The 18,264-nt window shown below is 43.3% G+C and carries 23 protein-coding genes; all 23 read right to left on the bottom strand.

The genetic code is table 11. The annotated features are described in order from the left end of the window. Window positions 1-13: 13 nt before the first annotated feature. Complete coding sequence (locus ENLAB_RS01505; RefSeq protein WP_077454441.1) at window positions 14-673, bottom strand: hypothetical protein; 660 nt, start codon at window positions 671-673, stop codon at window positions 14-16. A gap of 213 nt (window positions 674-886) precedes the next feature. Next, entirely contained in the window at window positions 887-1,609 is a 723-nt protein-coding gene (locus ENLAB_RS01510; protein ID WP_005225911.1) for a YebC/PmpR family DNA-binding transcriptional regulator, read from the bottom strand. A gap of 79 nt (window positions 1,610-1,688) precedes the next feature. Further along, the gene (locus ENLAB_RS01515; RefSeq protein ID WP_077454364.1) at window positions 1,689-2,855 is read right to left on the bottom strand and encodes a nucleotidyltransferase; all 1,167 of its coding nucleotides are present in this window, start codon (window positions 2,853-2,855) and stop codon (window positions 1,689-1,691) included. A 27-nt stretch (window positions 2,856-2,882) separates the two neighbouring features. Further along, window positions 2,883-3,611 (bottom strand): class I SAM-dependent DNA methyltransferase, encoded by a 729-nt coding sequence (locus tag ENLAB_RS01520; RefSeq protein WP_140965084.1) that lies wholly within the window; start codon window positions 3,609-3,611, stop codon window positions 2,883-2,885. Continuing rightward, window positions 3,611-3,952: a ribosome silencing factor gene (gene rsfS, locus ENLAB_RS01525; RefSeq protein ID WP_034695537.1), complete on the bottom strand. Its 342-nt coding sequence runs from the start codon at window positions 3,950-3,952 to the stop codon at window positions 3,611-3,613. The genes ENLAB_RS01520 and rsfS overlap by 1 nt, the downstream gene beginning before the upstream one ends. Window positions 3,953-3,963: 11 nt before the next feature. Beyond that, a complete protein-coding gene (gene yqeK, locus ENLAB_RS01530; RefSeq protein WP_005225907.1) occupies window positions 3,964-4,563 on the bottom strand; it encodes a bis(5'-nucleosyl)-tetraphosphatase (symmetrical) YqeK in 600 nt (199 codons plus the stop codon). Next, complete coding sequence (locus ENLAB_RS01535; RefSeq protein WP_005225906.1) at window positions 4,553-5,194, bottom strand: nicotinate-nucleotide adenylyltransferase; 642 nt, start codon at window positions 5,192-5,194, stop codon at window positions 4,553-4,555. The genes yqeK and ENLAB_RS01535 overlap by 11 nt, the downstream gene beginning before the upstream one ends. A gap of 12 nt (window positions 5,195-5,206) precedes the next feature. Further along, window positions 5,207-5,518 (bottom strand): ribosome assembly RNA-binding protein YhbY, encoded by a 312-nt coding sequence (gene yhbY, locus ENLAB_RS01540; RefSeq protein WP_005225905.1) that lies wholly within the window; start codon window positions 5,516-5,518, stop codon window positions 5,207-5,209. A 15-nt stretch (window positions 5,519-5,533) separates the two neighbouring features. Beyond that, on the bottom strand, window positions 5,534-6,652 hold the full coding sequence (yqeH, locus tag ENLAB_RS01545; RefSeq protein ID WP_244352299.1) for a ribosome biogenesis GTPase YqeH: 1,119 nt from the start codon (window positions 6,650-6,652) through the stop codon (window positions 5,534-5,536). 1 nt (window position 6,653) lies between these two features. After that, window positions 6,654-7,178, bottom strand: coding sequence for a YqeG family HAD IIIA-type phosphatase (locus ENLAB_RS01550; protein ID WP_008378174.1), 525 nt, complete (start codon window positions 7,176-7,178; stop codon window positions 6,654-6,656). Window positions 7,179-7,537: 359 nt separating this feature from the next. Beyond that, window positions 7,538-8,263: an amino acid ABC transporter ATP-binding protein gene (locus ENLAB_RS01555; protein WP_005225901.1), complete on the bottom strand. Its 726-nt coding sequence runs from the start codon at window positions 8,261-8,263 to the stop codon at window positions 7,538-7,540. 16 nt (window positions 8,264-8,279) lie between these two features. Beyond that, window positions 8,280-8,969 (bottom strand): amino acid ABC transporter permease, encoded by a 690-nt coding sequence (locus tag ENLAB_RS01560; protein ID WP_005225900.1) that lies wholly within the window; start codon window positions 8,967-8,969, stop codon window positions 8,280-8,282. A gap of 22 nt (window positions 8,970-8,991) precedes the next feature. Beyond that, entirely contained in the window at window positions 8,992-9,837 is an 846-nt protein-coding gene (locus tag ENLAB_RS01565) for a transporter substrate-binding domain-containing protein (RefSeq protein ID WP_244352301.1), read from the bottom strand. 190 nt (window positions 9,838-10,027) lie between these two features. Next, complete coding sequence (locus tag ENLAB_RS01570) at window positions 10,028-10,813, bottom strand: acetyl-CoA carboxylase carboxyl transferase subunit alpha (protein WP_244352303.1); 786 nt, start codon at window positions 10,811-10,813, stop codon at window positions 10,028-10,030. Continuing rightward, complete coding sequence (gene accD / locus ENLAB_RS01575) at window positions 10,806-11,675, bottom strand: acetyl-CoA carboxylase, carboxyltransferase subunit beta (protein ID WP_244352304.1); 870 nt, start codon at window positions 11,673-11,675, stop codon at window positions 10,806-10,808. The genes ENLAB_RS01570 and accD overlap by 8 nt, the downstream gene beginning before the upstream one ends. 12 nt (window positions 11,676-11,687) lie before the next feature. Then, window positions 11,688-13,052, bottom strand: coding sequence for an acetyl-CoA carboxylase biotin carboxylase subunit (locus ENLAB_RS01580; RefSeq protein WP_077454373.1), 1,365 nt, complete (start codon window positions 13,050-13,052; stop codon window positions 11,688-11,690). Between the two features lie 7 nt (window positions 13,053-13,059). Then, window positions 13,060-13,488, bottom strand: coding sequence for a 3-hydroxyacyl-ACP dehydratase FabZ (gene fabZ / locus ENLAB_RS01585; protein WP_005225895.1), 429 nt, complete (start codon window positions 13,486-13,488; stop codon window positions 13,060-13,062). Between the two features lie 4 nt (window positions 13,489-13,492). Beyond that, window positions 13,493-13,975 carry an acetyl-CoA carboxylase biotin carboxyl carrier protein gene (accB, locus tag ENLAB_RS01590; protein ID WP_244352306.1) on the bottom strand — a complete coding sequence of 161 codons (483 nt, stop codon included), beginning with the start codon at window positions 13,973-13,975 and terminating at the stop codon, window positions 13,493-13,495. Then, on the bottom strand, window positions 13,976-15,214 hold the full coding sequence (gene fabF, locus ENLAB_RS01595) for a beta-ketoacyl-ACP synthase II (protein WP_244352309.1): 1,239 nt from the start codon (window positions 15,212-15,214) through the stop codon (window positions 13,976-13,978). A gap of 12 nt (window positions 15,215-15,226) precedes the next feature. Beyond that, the gene (fabG, locus tag ENLAB_RS01600) at window positions 15,227-15,964 is read right to left on the bottom strand and encodes a 3-oxoacyl-[acyl-carrier-protein] reductase (RefSeq protein WP_244352311.1); all 738 of its coding nucleotides are present in this window, start codon (window positions 15,962-15,964) and stop codon (window positions 15,227-15,229) included. A gap of 9 nt (window positions 15,965-15,973) precedes the next feature. Beyond that, window positions 15,974-16,897 (bottom strand): ACP S-malonyltransferase, encoded by a 924-nt coding sequence (gene fabD, locus ENLAB_RS01605; protein ID WP_244352313.1) that lies wholly within the window; start codon window positions 16,895-16,897, stop codon window positions 15,974-15,976. A gap of 123 nt (window positions 16,898-17,020) precedes the next feature. Then, a complete protein-coding gene (locus tag ENLAB_RS01610; protein ID WP_005225890.1) occupies window positions 17,021-17,245 on the bottom strand; it encodes an acyl carrier protein in 225 nt (74 codons plus the stop codon). 52 nt (window positions 17,246-17,297) lie between these two features. After that, window positions 17,298-18,260 (bottom strand): beta-ketoacyl-ACP synthase III, encoded by a 963-nt coding sequence (locus ENLAB_RS01615; RefSeq protein WP_244352315.1) that lies wholly within the window; start codon window positions 18,258-18,260, stop codon window positions 17,298-17,300. Between the last annotated feature and the right edge of the window lie 4 nt (window positions 18,261-18,264).

Raw genomic sequence — 18,264 nt, forward strand, 5'->3', positions numbered from 1 at the left:
AAAGTGATGTTTTTTAGCCTTTTAATTCGCCGATAAACAAGCGGGTTTCTGGATAACGCATCCCGACGATGGTTAAAATCATTTGCAGCTCAGAAACATGTTCTGGATCTTCTGGAACGAATAATTTTGTATGTCGGCCGATACTGCCGTTATCGATCAAGCGATGGGTACGATTCCATTGACTGAATTCCTCAATCGTCGTAAAGCGACTAAGAGGGAAGCCAGCCCCATCAAGAATTTCTGTCAATCGAAAAAGTACATATGAACTATCGATAACAAATTCTTTTCTGTGAGGCAAAGCACGCGTTCGTTTATAATCAATAATTGCTTTTTCTGGTCGGTGCTCTAAAAGCCAATCCAACAGCAAGAAGAACCCTTCCATTCGGTACTCATCGATAAAAAGTCGTTCAGAGTATTCCGACATGCGAAAGACTAATGGAATCAAAAAACGCTCTTTATAAATCAATAATGGTGCGCGATCAACCACGACGTTTAAATAACGATTTAAGTAGGAAGAACCACGATAATCGCCCAAACGATACCCCTCTACCCCATACTTTTTATATTTTCGGCAAAGGGCCGAACAGTCAGAAATCGATACAGACACTTCTGCTAGCTTCTCAAAACCACTTAAGATTCGATTAAATGGCTCTAAAACGATTTTTTCTTCCATGTCTGCCCTCCTAACGAGTTGTTTGCTTATGTAGTAAATCATAACATATAAAATGCCTAGAAACCAACTGAAAAGATAATGAATCTGGAAGAATTTTCAAGAGAAGTGCTTCTCGCTCTCTTGTTTTTTCACTTGGCTAAGCAACGGAAAACCCATTGAAAAAAAAACACCAAAAAATGGCAGCCAGATTACCTCTAGGCTGCCAAGTGCGTTTTATTCTTCGGCGTCTGCCACATTGTGATAGACGTTTTGTACGTCTTCAAGATCTTCTAACACATCGATCATTTTTTCGAATTTTTCTAGATCGTCACCCGTCAAGGTTACTTCATTTTGAGGAATCATTTGCATTTCTGCAATTGAGAATTCAGTGATTCCTTTTTCTTTCAAGGCTTCTTGAATGGCATGGAAGTCACTTGGTTCACCGTGAACGATGATTTGTCCATCTTCTTCAACAACATCACGAACATCGATCTCTTTGTCCATCAAGTATTCTAAGATCTCATCCGCATCGTCACCGGCAAAGCCAAATAATGCTGTGTTATCAAACATATAAGCAACTGCACCTGAAACGCCCATGTTCCCGCCGTTTTTACCAAACGCGGCCCGAACATCGGCTGCAGTCCGATTGACGTTGTTTGTCAAAGTATCGACGATCACCATAGATCCGTTTGGTCCAAATCCTTCATATCGAAGTTCTGAGTATTGTTCATCGCCAGAACCTTTGGCTTTTTCAATCGCACGGTCAATAATGTGTTTTGGTACATTGTAGGTTTTCGCACGTTCGATAACAAAGCGTAATTTTTGGTTCGCGTGAGGATCAGGATCACCCGATTTTGCTGCTGCGTAGATTTCGATTCCAAATTTTGCATAAACTCGGCTATTGTTTGCATCTTTAGCAGTTTTCTTCGCTACGATATTTGCCCATTTACGACCCATGATTTCACTTCGCTTTCTTGTTTTTAAAAATCCTTATTCATTATACTTGTCAAATGGCGTTCTGTGAAGTAATTTTCACTTATTTATCAATAAAAAGCGGAATTCTTCGAAAATTTTGTTCTGTGATTTGAGCATTCCCTTGTTGATAGATCTGGTCGATCCGCAATGACAAGCCATAGCGCTGTGCTTCTTGCTTACCGAATTTAGCGATCAGCGGCAGGGTCAGCTCTTTTTTGACCTCTTTTAAATAGTGCTGCCCTTGCTTCGTATACCCTAAGACCCGAATAAAGGGATGTTCTTGGGCTTCCTTCATTTCAGCTTTTGTCACTTGGAACAATACATAACAAGCAAGACGCTGCAGGCGCGTTTGGGTATAACGTTTCGTCTTTAACAACTTGATAAAATCTGCAAAAGAATCCGCCGCCGTCACATATTGTTTTAGTCGATATTCTAATCCTTCTTCCATCTGGTAAATAGCCGCTAATTTTTCAAGAGGGGCAGAAATGATCTGGTATTGAAGATACGGCCAAAAGGCTTCCCAGTCGACTGTTGCTTGTGAAAGAAAGTTTTGTGTGGCTTCAGGAACAAAATCCGCAACAGCTGCACCTTGTTTGATTGCTTGGCGAATGGCTGTTGCACTGGCGATCGTTGGATGATCGAATTGTTCTGAATGATAGGACGCCGCAACACGTTGGATGGGGACCAAGCGCAATGGTTTTTCATAATGTAACACTTCCCGTGCATACGCCATACCTAACAGATGATTCGGCTGATCTTTTTCTACATGGTACTCAGGATAAAGCTCACTGAGGACCGCACTCATATTTTGACTATAGGTAGCATTTTGCCTAGCTATGCGTTGGAATGCGTCATCGATCATCCGCTGATTTTCTTTTTCAAACTGAGCGAACTTTGCATAGTCAAAGGGTTCTTTCGCATCTGTTCCAAAACACAAAGAATCACATTGCAGATCTTGTAAGATCTTAATCGCTCCCGCTGCAAAAAAATCAGCAGACTGGACGGCCCAAGCGGATGGCAGTTCAACGACCAAATCGACGCCATTTTGCAATGCCGCTTGGGCTCGCTGCCATTTATCGATGATTGCCGGTTCACCACGCTGTAAAAAATTTCCACTCATCACCGCAACGACGACATCAGCGTTCGTTACTTGCCGGGCTTTGTCCACGTGGTATTGGTGTCCATGGTGAAAAGGATTATATTCTACGACTAGTCCGCAAGCCTTCATCGACATCCCTCCTGTTTTACATAACGGTTACTTATGGCAGACAAAAAACCAGCGACGGCTTTTTTCATTTGGTTTCGTATCGATAAAATCGGCGTAGCATTCAACATTAGCAAAACCAGCATTTTCTAACATTCTTAAATAGCTTTCGAGAGGATAGGTTCTTTCTTGATGAAGCTCATCTAAGCGTTCAAACAAGCCACTCTCTTGTGCAACAAAAAAGGTCAAGAAGTGTTCAATGCTATGGTCTTTTTCGCCTTGATAGCTTTCCCAAAGAAAGGCAAATTCATCGGTTTGGTAATGATAGCTATAATCAGGAAAGACTTCATCGATTTGATATAAAGAATGCACATCAAATAAAAACACGCCATCTTCTTCTAAACAACTGTAAACACCATCAAAAACTTGCTGCACACTCTGCTCGTCTTCCATGTAGCAAAGGGAGTCAGAATAACAGGTAATTGCTTGATAGGTGCCAACATCTACGAGATCCAGCATGTCACCCGCAACAAACTGCACAATTGCCGCTTCTTTTTCAGCCCGTTGACTAGCGATCATCAGCATCTCTTCTGAAAGATCCAACCCAGTCACATCAAAACCAGCCTTGGCAAATTCAACGGCTAACGCACCGGTTCCACAAGCCAATTCTAACAGCTGTTTTCTTTCTCCTAAATGACGACAAGAAAAATCCAGCCACTTTTTATAGAGACTGGAATCCATTACTTCGTCATAGACAAATGCGAAGGTTTCGTAAGCCATTACGCCACGACCCATTCATTAAGATCCACAAGCGGCGCATCAGACCATAATTTTTCTAGGTTGTAAAAAGCACGTTCTGAGGCACTGAATACGTGAACGATCACGTCACCTAAGTCGATCAAGACCCATTTTCCACCATCTTTTCCTTCGACACGACGAACAGATACTTGATTTTCTTCTTCTTTATCGATGACTTCATCAATGATCGCATTGATTTGACGTTCGCTATTTCCTGAACAGATCACAAAGTAATCTGCTAGCAAAGAGATTTCCCGCACATCTAATGCCATAATATCTTCGGCATGTTTTGAATCGGCGGCTTTTACAGCAATTTCTAATATTTTCTGACTATCTATGGTAATTCCCTCCTATATTTGGCTACCCAAAAATTGTAGGTTTCGATCGTTTTTGGGTAAATAACTGCTTCTGTTTCGATCAAATGAAGCAAGGTATGTTTCGTTTCGTAAGCAACAGCGGCATCTAAGTCAATCATTGCGATCTCTCTGGCTTCAACGACTCCAGGAAACGTACGTCCGGGTTCGATATAATCTGCCACATAGATGATTTTATCTAACAGGCTCATCTTAGCAGCTCCGGTGGTGTGCAAACGGATCGCTTGTAAGATTTCTTCGTCATCGATCTCTAATTCTCGTTGAACGAAATCAGCACCGACAAGTCCATGCCAGATGGCATTGTTCCAGTTCAAGAGATCCAAGTCGAATCCGTCTCTACGAATGACTAATTGAAATTCTTCATCGCTGCGTTCTTTCGCATAATCATGCGTCAAGGCGGCGATGCTGGCTTTGACCGGTGAAGCGCCATATTTTTCCGCAAGGGCAACGGCCGTTTTTTCGACACCTAACACATGCTCAAAGCGCTTTTGACTCATCTGCATTTGGACCTTTTGCATCAAAAGTTCCCGTTCTGCTTGTGTGTAGTGTTCACTCTTCATCCAAGTACAACCCCTTTTCTTGAATATAGTGTAACACATTATCTGGCAATAAGTAGCGAACGGAACAACCTTGTTGTACTTTTTTACGAATTGTCGTTGAGCTGACATCCATTAGCGGGATATCGATCCAAATAATCGGGTATGGGCTATCGATCGGCACTTCTGGACGACGAACCCCCACAAACGTTACCAATTCCATCAGCTCATCGATTTGATGCCATTTTGGTAAATAGTTCACCATATCCCCGCCAATGATAAAATAATAATTAGTATCTGGATTCTTAGCTGTCAATTCCCGCATCGTATCAACCGTATAACTCTTCCCTTTTCGTTCCAACTCAATGGTCTCTACAGCAAATCGCGGATTATCGGCAATCGCCAACTCCAACATCGCTAAACGATGCTCAGCAGGGATCGTCTTTTTCTCATCAACATGAGGCGGTAAATACTCAGGCATGAAATAAACTTTATCCAGCCCTAATGCTTGCCCTACTTGCTCACCCATGACCAGATGTGCGTAGTGTACTGGATTAAAATTTCCACCAAGAATGCCCACTTGCTTTTTCGGTACCAGTTCTTGTGTTTGTGTTTCTAAAACCGTTTGTACCTTGCCAAATGTTTGTCCTTGCATGCCTTTTCCCTCCTAAATTGAACGAACTTTGCTTGAAATCGTTTGGTATTTTTCTTTGCTTGACGGTTTGAATAAAACGATCACTCGTCCGATGATCTGTACCACTTCACAGCCGACTTTCTCACGGATCGTTTCAGCTGCTTCGTCAGCAACCTCATCGGTATTTTGGAGCAATGAGACTTTGATCAATTCTCGTTTTTCTAGTGCTTCTTCAATTTGCGCCATCATTGCGTCATTCAAGCCGCCTTTGCCGATTTGAAAAATCGGGTTTAAATGGTGCGCTTCACTTCGTAAAAATCTTTTTTGTTTTCCTCGTAAGTCCATACTCTTCCTTCTTCCTTATACTAATGCTTTACGTCTAAGCACATCGACACCCTTTGGTGCCCACCCGGCGATGACACACGGTTTGGTGATCGTGATCCAGCCAAGGCCAGCAAAAACGATATCGGTTTTTTCTTTGATTGAAAATTCAAAGCGGACGAGTTCAGGAAAATCCTCCACTTCATCTGCTCGTGGCGGCTGCAGCAGCCCACCAACATGTTTCTCATAAAATTCATCGGCTTTCGTTAATTTGGTCCGATGGATCGCCACATCATTTGCTACATAAGCAATAAATGAACTGCGTTCTCCTTGAATGAAATCAAACCGGGCAAGTCCTCCTAAGAACAAGGTTTGTTCTGGATTCAACTGATACACCTTTGGTTTGATCTCTTTGGCTGGTGCCACGATTTTTAGATCTTTTTTACCTAAATAATGCGCCATTTGATGACGATGAATGATTCCTGGTGTGTCGATCAAGAAGTGTCCGTCATCCAAGGGAATCTCGATTTTATCCAATGTGGTTCCTGGGAAACGCGAAGTCGTGATCAATTCGTTGATCCCCGCTGTTTGTTTGATGATTTGATTGATCAATGTCGATTTCCCAACATTTGTCACACCAACCACATACACATCGCGTCCTTCACGATACGTTTCGATTGCTTGCAGTAAAGCTTCCGTTTCACCTGGTTTCTTGGCGCTCGTCAATAATACATCGACGGGTCTTAAGCCAGCTTCATGGGCACGTTCCTTCATCCACTGGGTCATCTTCGATTTTTTCAAAGATTTCGGTAAAATATCCACCTTGTTGCCCACTAATAAGACAGGATTATTCCCAACAAAGCGGTGTAGTCCTGGGATCAATGAACCATTAAAATCAAAAATATCGACGACATTAACGATCAAGGCATCTTTTTCTCCGATTTCATTCAGTAAACGCAGAAAATCATCGTCTGTCAGCGAAACATCTTGAATCTCATTGTAATGGCGCAAGCGGAAACAACGTTGACAATAGACTTCTCCTGATTCAATTCCTTTTTCTAATGCAGATTGCGGGGTGTACCCCAATTCGTTAGGGTTTGTTGTTTGAATCAATGCCCCGCAGCCGATACAGTGAATTTCTTCGATTCCTTCTGTCATATTAAATTCCTCCACGCCATTTTAACTCTGGGTTATGTTTCAATAGATAGTTCATGATTTTTCTTTCTGCCGCTCGATTAAACTGGGTTTTCCAAGAATCCGTTGGGATCACTGGTTTCACTAAAATACTGCGAACACCGGCACGATTGGCACCTCGTACATCCGTCATGATTTGATCGCCGATCATGACGACCTCTTCTTTTTTCAAACCTAATTGCTGATACCCTTGTTTGATGCCTCTTGAAAAAGGTTTTAGTGCGCGGTGTACGTACTTTAAGCCAAAGGGGGCAACTGCCCGTGCCACTCGTTCACTATTGTTGTTAGAAACCACTATCACCGGTATGCCAGCGTTTTTCATTTCCAATAACCAGTTTTTTAATTCTTCGGTTCCATCAGGATTGTTCCAAGCAATCAAGGTATTGTCAAGGTCAGTCAAAATCCCCTTGATTCCCTGTGCCTTAAGTTGGCTGGGCGTAATTTTATAAATCGCATCGACCATCCAAGTCGGTTTATAATTTGAAAACATAAAATCTCCTTTGCTGCATGATTTCTTCGCATATTAAAAATCGGCGACTCGTCAACGATCCAAATTGTCGATCCTTAAAAAGAAACAGTCCGATCTGCATAAAATCACGCAGATGGTTTCTATCAAGATCAGACCTCTTCAACCTGTAATTATACAATAGAATCTTTTTGAATACTAGCAAGTGCGCCAGTTTCTGCAGGTTTCTTGTAAAAGAACTGAAAAAGGAACCTGCCAAGACAACCGTTTGTTCTATCACTTCTTCAATGTAGTCATTTTTCCGTCAAAAAAGCATCCTTTTACTGAAAGGATGCTTAGGAAAGGTCCAAATTTATCACTAACAACTGCGAACTTCTCGCAGTTTACAATACTTTACTCAAAAAATCAATGGTTCGTGGATTTTTCGGATGATCAAAGATCTGTTCTGGCGTTCCTTCCTCCATAATGATTCCCTGATCCATAAATAAAATCCGATCCGCGACTTCCTTCGCAAAGCCCATTTCATGAGTGACGATGACCATCGTCATTCCTTGCTGAGCCAAACGCTGCATAACGGACAATACTTCGCCAACCATTTCAGGGTCTAACGCAGAAGTCGGTTCATCAAAGAGCATCACATCCGGTTCCATCGCCAAAGCTCGTGCGATTGCGATCCGCTGCATTTGTCCACCAGAAAGACTTTGAGGATAAGCTTTTGCTTTATCTGGTAAACCGACATCATTCAGAAGTTGTTTTGCCAACTGATCCGCTGCCGATTTTGCTACCTTTTTGACTTTCGTCGGGGACAAGGTAATGTTTTCTAAAACCGTCATATTCGGAAAAAGATTAAAATTTTGAAAAACCATACCCATTTTTTCCCGCATCTTATATAAATCATTTTTTGGATCGGTAATATCGGTTCCTTCAAAAAAAATCTTCCCGCTTGTCGGTACTTCTAATAGGTTTAAACAGCGTAAAAACGTACTTTTTCCTGACCCAGATGGCCCAATCACCACCACAACTTCTCCTTGATCGATCGTCGTGGTGATCCCTTTTAGCACTTGATTGCTGCCAAAGGTTTTGTGTAAATCTTGAATATCTAACATCATAGCTTGTCTTCTCCTTTTAACGACGATAGCCTTTGCCTAGTTTCTTTTCCCATAAACTCAATAGTCGCGAAGTCGTAAACGTCAAGATGAAGTAAATGACCGCCGCTACATAAAAAGGCGTTAACGGTTGGAAAGAACTGGTGACAACGATCTGAGCACTGTTCATTAACTCATAGATACCGATCGTTGAAAGCAAAGAGGAATCCTTGATCAAAACGATAAATTCATTGCCTAGTGGCGGCAAAATGTTGCGTAGTGCTTGTGGTAGCACGACATAACGCATCGTTTGAAAAGGCCGCAGCCCTAAAGATCCTGCCGCTTCTGTTTGTCCGTAATCAACGGCATTGATCCCCCCTCGGACGATTTCAGCAACGTATGCCCCGGAATTTAGTGATAAGGCAATGATCCCTGGAAAGAGCCGCCCAAAATCAAGACTCAGCACGCCGATTGAGACCGTCGGCAAAGCAAACATTCCTTGCAAAAGACCAAAAGCGATCAAAATTTGCACCAGCATCGGTGTGCCGCGGATGACTTCAATATACGCATTAGCAAACCAGCGCAAAGGCGTCACTTTTGATAATTTCATTAGGGCAAAAATCACCCCTAGAATCGTTCCAAAGATCACGGTGATGATAGAGATCACGATGGTGATCACCACACCAGAAAGAAAATAAGGGTAATATATCGCTAAAAAGGATAAATCCATAATTGTGTCTACTCCGTTCTATCTATTGCGCCGCATTTTCATTGGCTAGATCTGTGTTCTTTTGTACATACTCATCGATTGTACCATCTTCAATCAATTCTTTCAAAATACTGTTTAGATCTTCTTGTAGTTCGGTACTCCCTTTAGGTAAAGCAATTGCATAAGAATCACCTTCAGATGCTTCTAATGCTACATCAGTGATCACGAGGTCATCATTTTGTGCAACATACGATTCAGCAACCGCACTTTCAAGAACCAAACCGTCGATCGAGCCTTGTTTCAATTCATTGACTAGATTGGGAACTTTGGCGATGGAAACTAACTGCGAATCAGCTAATTGGTCTTGGACGATCATTTCTTGGATGGATCCTTTTTGAGCGCCAACCTTTTTACCAGTTAAGCTTTCGATTGAATCAAATGCCGACTCGTTATTTTTATTGACAACTAATTTTTGTTCTGGTGTAAAATAGTTGTCGGTGAAATCAAAAGTCTGTTTACGTTCGTCAGTTGCTGAGATGCCTGAAACAGCGATATCGGCTTTTCCTTGTTGCAAAGCAGTCAAAACAGCATTGAAATCAAGGTCCAAAATATTTACTTCAACACCAAGACGATCAGCGATCTCATTGACCATATCGATATCTGCCCCAACGATCGTGTCTTTGCCATCGATCAAGGCATGGAATTCAAAGGGAGCAAAATCAGCAGAAGTTGCCACATTTAACACACCAGCTGCTTTGATGGCTTCCAATTGATTATCCGCCGAACCGCTGGCACTAGAACTTCCAGTACTCGATGAGCCGCCATTCCCACAAGCTCCTAAAACCAAAATCCCCGTCAATACAACAAGTGCTCCAAATAATTTTTTCATTAAAAACGCTCCTCTTCAAAACAAATATTTATGCAATATAATCTTCTTATATTCAGAATATATACATAGTAGCACAGAATAATTAAATTTTAAACTAAAAACTTTGTCATTTGCACGATTTATTCAATAACACTTTCAATAAAAAAATACTAGGATATCCTTCCTCTAATTAGAGTGGATATCCTAGTTTTTAAAATCGGCGAAAACGCTGATACCTTGCCTCAAGCAATTCTTCTGTTTGTAAGGTAGAAAGTTCAGCAAGTTTCGTTGAGATTGCCGCTTTCATCTGTTCCATCAATTGCTCTTTCGGTAAAAAGGCCTCTTCATTGGTTTCAGCAATCACTTTTTCAATAACGCCTAATTCATATAGTTCTTGGGCAGTGATCTTCATCAAGCCAGCAGCTTCTTTGGCAAGGCTGCCATCTTTCCATAGGATCGAAGCAAAGCCTTCGGGAGATAAAATGGCATAGATCGAATGTTCCATCATCCAAACCTCATCGCCTAATGCCAGTGCTAAGGCACCGCCGCTGCCGCCTTCACCAATGATGATTGCCAAGATCGGCACAGTTAAATCGGACATTTCCATCAAGTTACGGGCAATCGCTTCGCCTTCTCCGCGCTCTTCCGCGCCAATACCGCAAAATGCCCCTGCTGTATTGATCAATGTGACCACAGGTCGCTGAAATTTTTCGGCTTGCTTCATTAAGCGTAACGCTTTTCGATAGCCTTCAGGATGTGGCGAGCCAAAGTTTCTGCGTAAGTTTTCAGGCAGATTACGACCTTTTTGAATACCGATCACGGTCACTGGCTTGCCATCTAAACAAGCGATCCCACCAACGACAGCTTCATCTTCGCCAAACAGACGGTCTCCATGAAACTCTTCAAACTCAGAAAAAATGCCTTCAAAGTAATCCAGTGCCGTCAAACGGTCTTTGCTGCGAGCGAGTTCAACGATTTCGTGGGCTGCTCTAGTCATTGCGATCCCATCCTTTCCGCGTATGCAAAGAAATCAAATGGTGGATTTTCTCCCGCAAGTTCGTCCGTGGAACGATTTGATCGACAAAGCCATGATCTAGCAAGAACTCTGCTTTTTGAAAATCTTCAGGTAATTCCTGACGAATGGTTTGTTCAATCACTCGTCGTCCAGCAAAACCAATCAAGGCTTGCGGTTCTGCTAGAATGACATCCCCTTCCATCGCAAAGCTAGCGGTGACGCCACCGGTGGTCGGGTCCGTTAAAACCGTTAGATAAAACAAGCCAGCTTTACTGTGGCGTTTTACCGCCGCAGAGATTTTTGCCATTTGCATCAGTGACAAAATTCCTTCTTGCATCCGTGCACCACCTGAAGCGGTAAAAAGAACGACTGGTAGCTGTTTTTCGATCGCTCGTTCAAACAAACGGGTGATTTTCTCCCCTACGACCGTTCCCATACTGCCCATGATGAAATTCGCATCCATGACACCGATTGCTAACGACAATCCTTGCACTTTGGCCTCTCCTGTCAGGACAGCCTCATGCAACCCAGTTTTTTCTTGCATTTGTGCGACTTTATCCAGGTACCCTGGGAAATCAAGGGGATCTTTTGTGGTTACATCTGTATCCCATTCTTCAAAGCTTTTCTCATCAATCGTGATAGCGATCCGTTCCCAGGCACTGATTCGGAAATTATACCCGCAGTGAGGACAGACTTTTTCCGCCCCCATCTCCTTCGTATAAAGCGTTCGTTTGCAACTAGGACATTTCGCCCAAAGATTATCTGGGACGACTGGTTCGTTCGTTGGCAGCTGACCTCGATTAGGATTGATGCGAATGTAGTTTTTTTTCTTAAATAAAGCCACTCAACTTCCCTCCTATTGTTCAGGTGTCCAATTCGGCAAAAATTCCTCTTGTAAAAAGGCGGTAGTATAGTCTCCCGCAATCACTTTCGGGTGACTGATCAAGTCCATTTGGAATTCTGCATTCGTAATGACACCATCGGTCACTAATTCGGCTAACGCCCGCTGCATTTTCATCAATGCTTCAAAACGATTCTCACCGTGAACAATCACTTTAGCGATCATCGAATCATAATAAGGTGGGATCGTGTAGCCGGAATACATGGCACTGTCTACACGAACGCCTAGACCGCCACTTGGTAAAAACAAATTGTTGATCTTACCAGGAGAGGGTGCAAAATTGAAGGCTGGATTTTCTGCATTGATCCGACATTCGATCGCCGCGCCCGTCATCTTGATGTCAGCTTGCGTCAAGCCTAGCGGTTCGCCACTAGCGACTTCAAGTTGTTTTTTGACTAAATCAATGTTTGTCACCATTTCGGTGATGGGGTGTTCCACTTGGATTCGAGTGTTCATTTCCATGAAATAAAACTCCCCAGTGTCCGCCATTAAAAACTCGATCGTGCCAGCATTACGATACCCTACCGCTTGTGCGGCACGTACCGCTGCTTCTCCTAGTTCTGCTCGCTTGCTTTCAGAAATCACCACAGAAGGGGATTCTTCCAACACTTTTTGGTTGTTGCGTTGTAGCGAGCAATCGCGTTCACCAAGGTGGATAATATTACCAAAAGAATCACCTAACACTTGCACTTCTATGTGTCGAGCAGGATAAATGATTTTTTCAATGTACATTTCATCGTTGCCAAATGCCGCTTTCGCCTCTTGCTGTGCGGAAGCAAAATGATGCGGCAACGCTTCTTTATCTGCGACTTTCCGTATCCCTTTACCGCCACCGCCGGCTGCTGCTTTGAGCATGACCGGGTAACCAATCTCTTCAGCGATCGTTAAAGCTTCTTCCACATCAGAAATCGCGCCTTTGCTTCCGGGAATGACCGGTACTTCTGCTTCGATCATCAAGCGTCTTGCATTGATCTTGTTTCCCATTGCATCGATAGTCTCACTCTTTGGCCCAATAAAGACGATATTGCATTCCTCGCACATCGCAGCAAAGCGGCTATTCTCTGAAAGAAAGCCAAATCCGGGATGGATCGCCTCAGCCTTTGTGACGATCGCAGCGCTTAGGATCTGCTGTACATTCAAATAAGAGTCGGCTGCTTTGGCAGGTCCGATACAAATCGCTTCATCGGCAAGCTCTGTGTGCAACGCTTCTCTATCTGCTTCTGAATAAACGGCGACCGTTTGAATACCTAATTCGCGACAAGCGCGAATGATACGTACGGCGATTTCGCCACGGTTTGCGATCAATACTTTAGAAAACATGTCTCACCTATCCAATCATGAAAGTCAATTCTGCTTCCGCCACTTTTTTCCCATCAACATAGGCAATTCCTTTGCCGATGCCGGCTGCAGATTTCACTTTGATTATTTCTACTTCTAAGATCAAGGTATCGCCCGGTGTTACTTTTTTTCTGAATTTCGCTTTGTCTAAACCGCCAAAGTAGGCAGTTTTCCCACGAAAATCTTCCAATGATAGCAATGCCACAGCACCTGCTTGCGCCATTGCTTCCACGATCAATACTCCGGGCATCACTGGTTCATGGGGAAAATGACCTTGGAAAAATGGCTCATTGATAGTAACGTTTTTCTTCGCAACGACCCGTTTGCCTTCTTCTAACTCCTCTACCCGATCCACTAAAAGCATCGGATAACGATGAGGGATGATTTCTTTGATTTCTTGAATCGTTAATGCGCTCATTGCTTTACCCTTCTTTCACACGGAATAATGGTTGATTGTATTCAACGATTTGTTCGCTTTCAACCAAGACTTCAACTAATTCGCCATCGACGTCGCTGACGATTTCATTCATGACTTTCATCGCTTCAACGATACAAAGAATATCGCCTTTTTTCACATGATCGCCGATTTGTTTGAAGTTGTCTTTGTCAGGACTTGGTTTCAAATAAACGACACCCACTAATGGAGAGACAACTTCTTTGCCCTCTAAGACAGGTTTTGCCACTTCTACTGTGTCAGGTGTTGCTGAGACAGCAGGCGTTGGTGCAACAGGAGTTGGCGCAGCATTCGCTGCAGGAGCAGGCGCAGGTGCAGAGGATGCACTTTGTAGCCCACTTGTCGTATTTTTATTAAAATAAAGTTCAAAGGTCTCTTTTTTTAATTGAAGCTCAGTTAACGTTGATTGATCGAATTGGCTGAGCAGCTCTTTTACCTCATGTGTTTCCAATTACGCTTCCTCCCAACGTTTCAGCAAGATCACTGCATTATGACCGCCAAACCCAAGTGAATTACTCATGGCATAGGTCAAATCTGCTGGTTGGCTTTGATTGATAACAACGTTCAAGTCGATCTCAGGATCTTGTTCTGTCACGTTGATGGTTGGTGGAATAAATTGATGTTGTAATGCTAATAGTGAAGCAATGGCTTCGATTCCACCAGCCGCCCCAAGCAAATGACCAGTCATTGACTTTGTACTGCTGACATATGGTTTTTTATAGTCTTCCCCTAATCCGTATTGGATCGATGTCGCTTCTGCACTGTCATTGGCAGGTGTGCTTGTACCGTGGGCATTGATGTAGCCAACTTCAGCTGGGGTGATCGCCGCTTCTTGCATCGCCAATTTCATTGCTTTTCCAGCACCTGATCCATCAGGGTTTGGTGCAGTCATATGGTAGGCATCACAGTTCGCACCGTACCCTACGACTTCACCTAAAATCGTTGCCCCACGTTTTTGCGCATGCGCCAATGATTCTAAAATGAAGACGCCAGCGCCTTCACCCATGACAAACCCACTACGATTTTTATCAAACGGAACGGAAGCTTTGTCCGGGTCTGATTCAGTGGTTAACGCCGTCAGCGAAGCAAAACCAGCAATACCGATTTCACAGATCGTCGCTTCTGAACCACCAGCGATCATGACATCTGCATAGCCATGCTTGATGTTCCGAAAAGCTTCACCGATTGAATGGGTACCAGAAGCACAGGCGGAAACAGTCGTCGTACAAATGCCTTTCGCACCTACCCGTAACGCAATGTTGCCGGCAACCATATTTACGATCGACATCGGTACGAACATTGGTGATACTCGATTTGCTCCTTTGTCATGCATCCGAATCACTTGGTCTTGAATCGTTGGCAAGCCGCCGATCCCTGAACCAACCATCACGCCAAAACGATCCACATCAATGGTTTCTGTATCTAACTTCGCCATTTCCATCGCTTCTAAGGCCGCATAAATTCCATAAATGGAAAAAAGATCCATCCGCTTCGTATCTTTTTTAACGAAGTACTTTTCTAATGGAAAATCTTTGACTTCAGCAGCAACTGAGATCCCTGTTGCTTCTGCGTCAAATTTTGTAATCGGGCCGATGCCGTTGGTCCCGTTTTGTAAACTTGCTAAAAATGTTTCTGGGTCATTTCCGATTGGAGAAGTGACGCCGTATCCTGTAATTACTACTCGATTCATCTATTCTTCCTCCTACCCTTGCATTGCCATCCCGCCGTCTACACTGATCACCTGACCAGTGATGTAGGGGCTTTTTGCTAAAAAGACTGCTGTTTGCGCAACATCCTGTGTGGAACCAAAATGCTGTAATGGAATATTTGCCAATGATTGTTCTTTAACTTTATCCGACAGCACTTCAGTCATCTCTGTTTCGATAAATCCTGGGGCGATCGCATTGCAGGTAATCCCCCGAGCGGCACCTTCACGAGCAGCAGATTTCGTAAAACCGATCACGCCAGCTTTACTTGCCGCATAGTTGGCTTGCCCGATATTTCCCGTCAAGCCGACCACACTCGTCAAATTTATGATGCGGCCTTCTCGCAACTTCATCATTTTTTTCAACGCGTGTTGCGTCATATTAAAGGTACCAGTCAAATTGATTTTGATCACTGAATCAAAATCTTCCGGTTTCATTCTCAACAATAATTTGTCATTCGTGATCCCGGCATTATTGACTAAAATGTGGATCGGTCCGACTGCCGCTTCTGCTTCCGAGAGCATGGCAGCCGCTTGATCAAAATCAGAAATGTCCCCATTGATCGCTACACATTTCACGCCGTAGCTGGTGATGCGATCGATCAGTGATTGGGGAATTTCTTTTCGTCCATTTAAAACGATATTCGCTCCTTCTTTGGCAAAGGCTTCCGCGATAGTAAAACCGATCCCTCGCGAACTACCAGTTACAAAGACGTTTTTATTTTGCAGATCCATAAATTCCTCCTAGTTGAATCGGGCTAGTGTATCTGCCAACGTTTGGCTATCTTCTACACGCGCAGTCTGGATTTCTTTGTCTATTTTCTTCATAAAACCGCTCAATACTTTTCCTGGTCCGATCTCGATGACTTGTTGGATGCCAAGTTGCTTCAGTGTCGCAATGCTTTCGTAAAAACGCACTGGCGATTTCACTTGCAGCGTCAACAGTTCCTTGATTTGGTCTTGCTGCATTGGCTGTGCGGTCGTATTGCTGATGACAGGTACTTGCAACTCATCAAAGGTGATTTGAGCTAATTCCTGTGCTAATTGCTGCGATGCGGGTTCCAACAAAGCAGTATGGAAAGGACCACTGACATTTAAAGGAATCACCCGTTTGGTTCCAGCAGCTTGTAACAATTCCACCGCTTTATCCACTGCCGGCGCTTCACCGCCAATGACGATCTGCTGCGGCGTATTGTAATTGGCTGGTGTCACAATCCCGGCTTGACTTGCTTCTTTACAGATTTCTTCAATCGTTTCAGCGGGTGTGTTCATCACAGCGACCATTTTCCCAACACCTGCTGGCGCCGCACTTGCCATATACCGACCGCGCTTTTGCACCAATGCGACTGCGGTCTGGAAATCAAGCGCACCACTAGCGACTAAGGCTGTATATTCACCTAAACTCAAGCCAGCAACAGCATCTGCTTTGATTTCTTGCGCATCCAAAAGTCGCCAAAAAGCCGTGCTTACTGTTAAAATGGCAGGCTGTGTATATTCCGTCTGGTTTAAACGTTCGTTTTCAGTAAAGCATAACTCGGCCATATCATATCCTAGAATCGTGCTGGCCTGTTCAAACGTCTCACGAACGATCGCTTCTTGGTGATAGAGCTCTTCCCCCATTTTGGGGTACTGTGCACCTTGACCGCTAAATAAAAAGGCTGTCTTCATTTTGCACTCCTTCATTACTTTGATGGTTATCGTTGGAGAACATGGATTCTTGCAGTTCGTCTATGAATCAGCAAAAACACGTTCTTAAAAAGGAAAGGCTAGGCTGTCTGCCTAGCCTTTGTTTTATGCTTGTTGTTTTTCTACATATTTAACTAGATCTTCAACGGTTGTGATACCATCTTCTGTTTCGATCTTCACATCGAATTCATCTTCGATCTCGTTAATGATTTGGAAAAGATCCAAGCTATCTGCTTCTAAATCTTCTTGGATGTTCGTGTTCAATTTGATTTCTTCTTTTTCTTTTCCTAATTCTTCTGCTACGATTTCTTGAATTTTTTCGAATACCATGTGTATATTCCTCCAATGTGTTTTTCAATAGTAATTTTGTTTCGTGAACAAGTTATAAGGTGGCTAACATAGTTCCCCATGTCAATCCGCCGCCAAAACCTGAGAACACCACTTTTTGACCACTGCCAAGGGACAGTGTACCTCGTTTGATTTCTTCATCTAGCAATAACGGAATCGAGGCTGCCGAAGTATTGCCATAATCTTGCATATTTTGCAAAAATTTCTCACGGGGCTGCTTCAGCTTGCGAGCAACTTTGTCTAAAATACGAGAATTTGCTTGGTGAAGCAAAAAATAATCGATTGCTTCATCTTGTGTCAGATCATTGATCGAGGCGACCACATCACGCGTCGCAAAATCAAAGATTTCTCGTCCAATCATTTGCATACAAGCACTATACGCCGGAGCGTTTTGTGAATAAGGATTCTCATTCGTGCGAAAACCAGATGTCAAGGACATGCCTCGCTTCCCATCTGCTTTTAAAGACTCTTTGAGCAAATGCTGCTCTGAAGATGCTTCCAGCAATAGACCACCGGCACCATCTCCGAATAAAACAGCCGTCGAACGGTCGTTCCAATCCAAGACTTTTGAAAGTACTTCTCCACCGATGACCAATCCTTTTTTAGAGCCCGTTCGAATCAGTTTTTCAGCCATAGACAATGCATAAACGAAACCAGCACATGCTGCACTGATATCAAAAGCAAAGGCATTGACTGCCCCAATCGCTCCTTGGACTTGGCAAGCAACCGCCGGTGTATTGAAATCCGGTGTGATCGTCGCTACCAAGATAAAATCTAGACTTTCTGCTGAAAGCTGAGCATCTTGCAAGAGCGTTTGAGCGACGCGAATACAAAGGTCAGAAGTGTTTTCGCCAACAGCGACTCTTCTACGTTTGATTCCCGTACGAGAATGAATCCATTCATCTGAAGTATCCATCAAATTTGATAGATCATCATTTGTTACGATTTTTTCTGGAACATAACTTGCAGTCGCGGTAATTTTTCCAAACATATTCATCCAT

This window comes from Enterococcus innesii, assembly GCF_022846515.1.
GTDB lineage: Bacteria > Bacillota > Bacilli > Lactobacillales > Enterococcaceae > Enterococcus_D > Enterococcus_D innesii.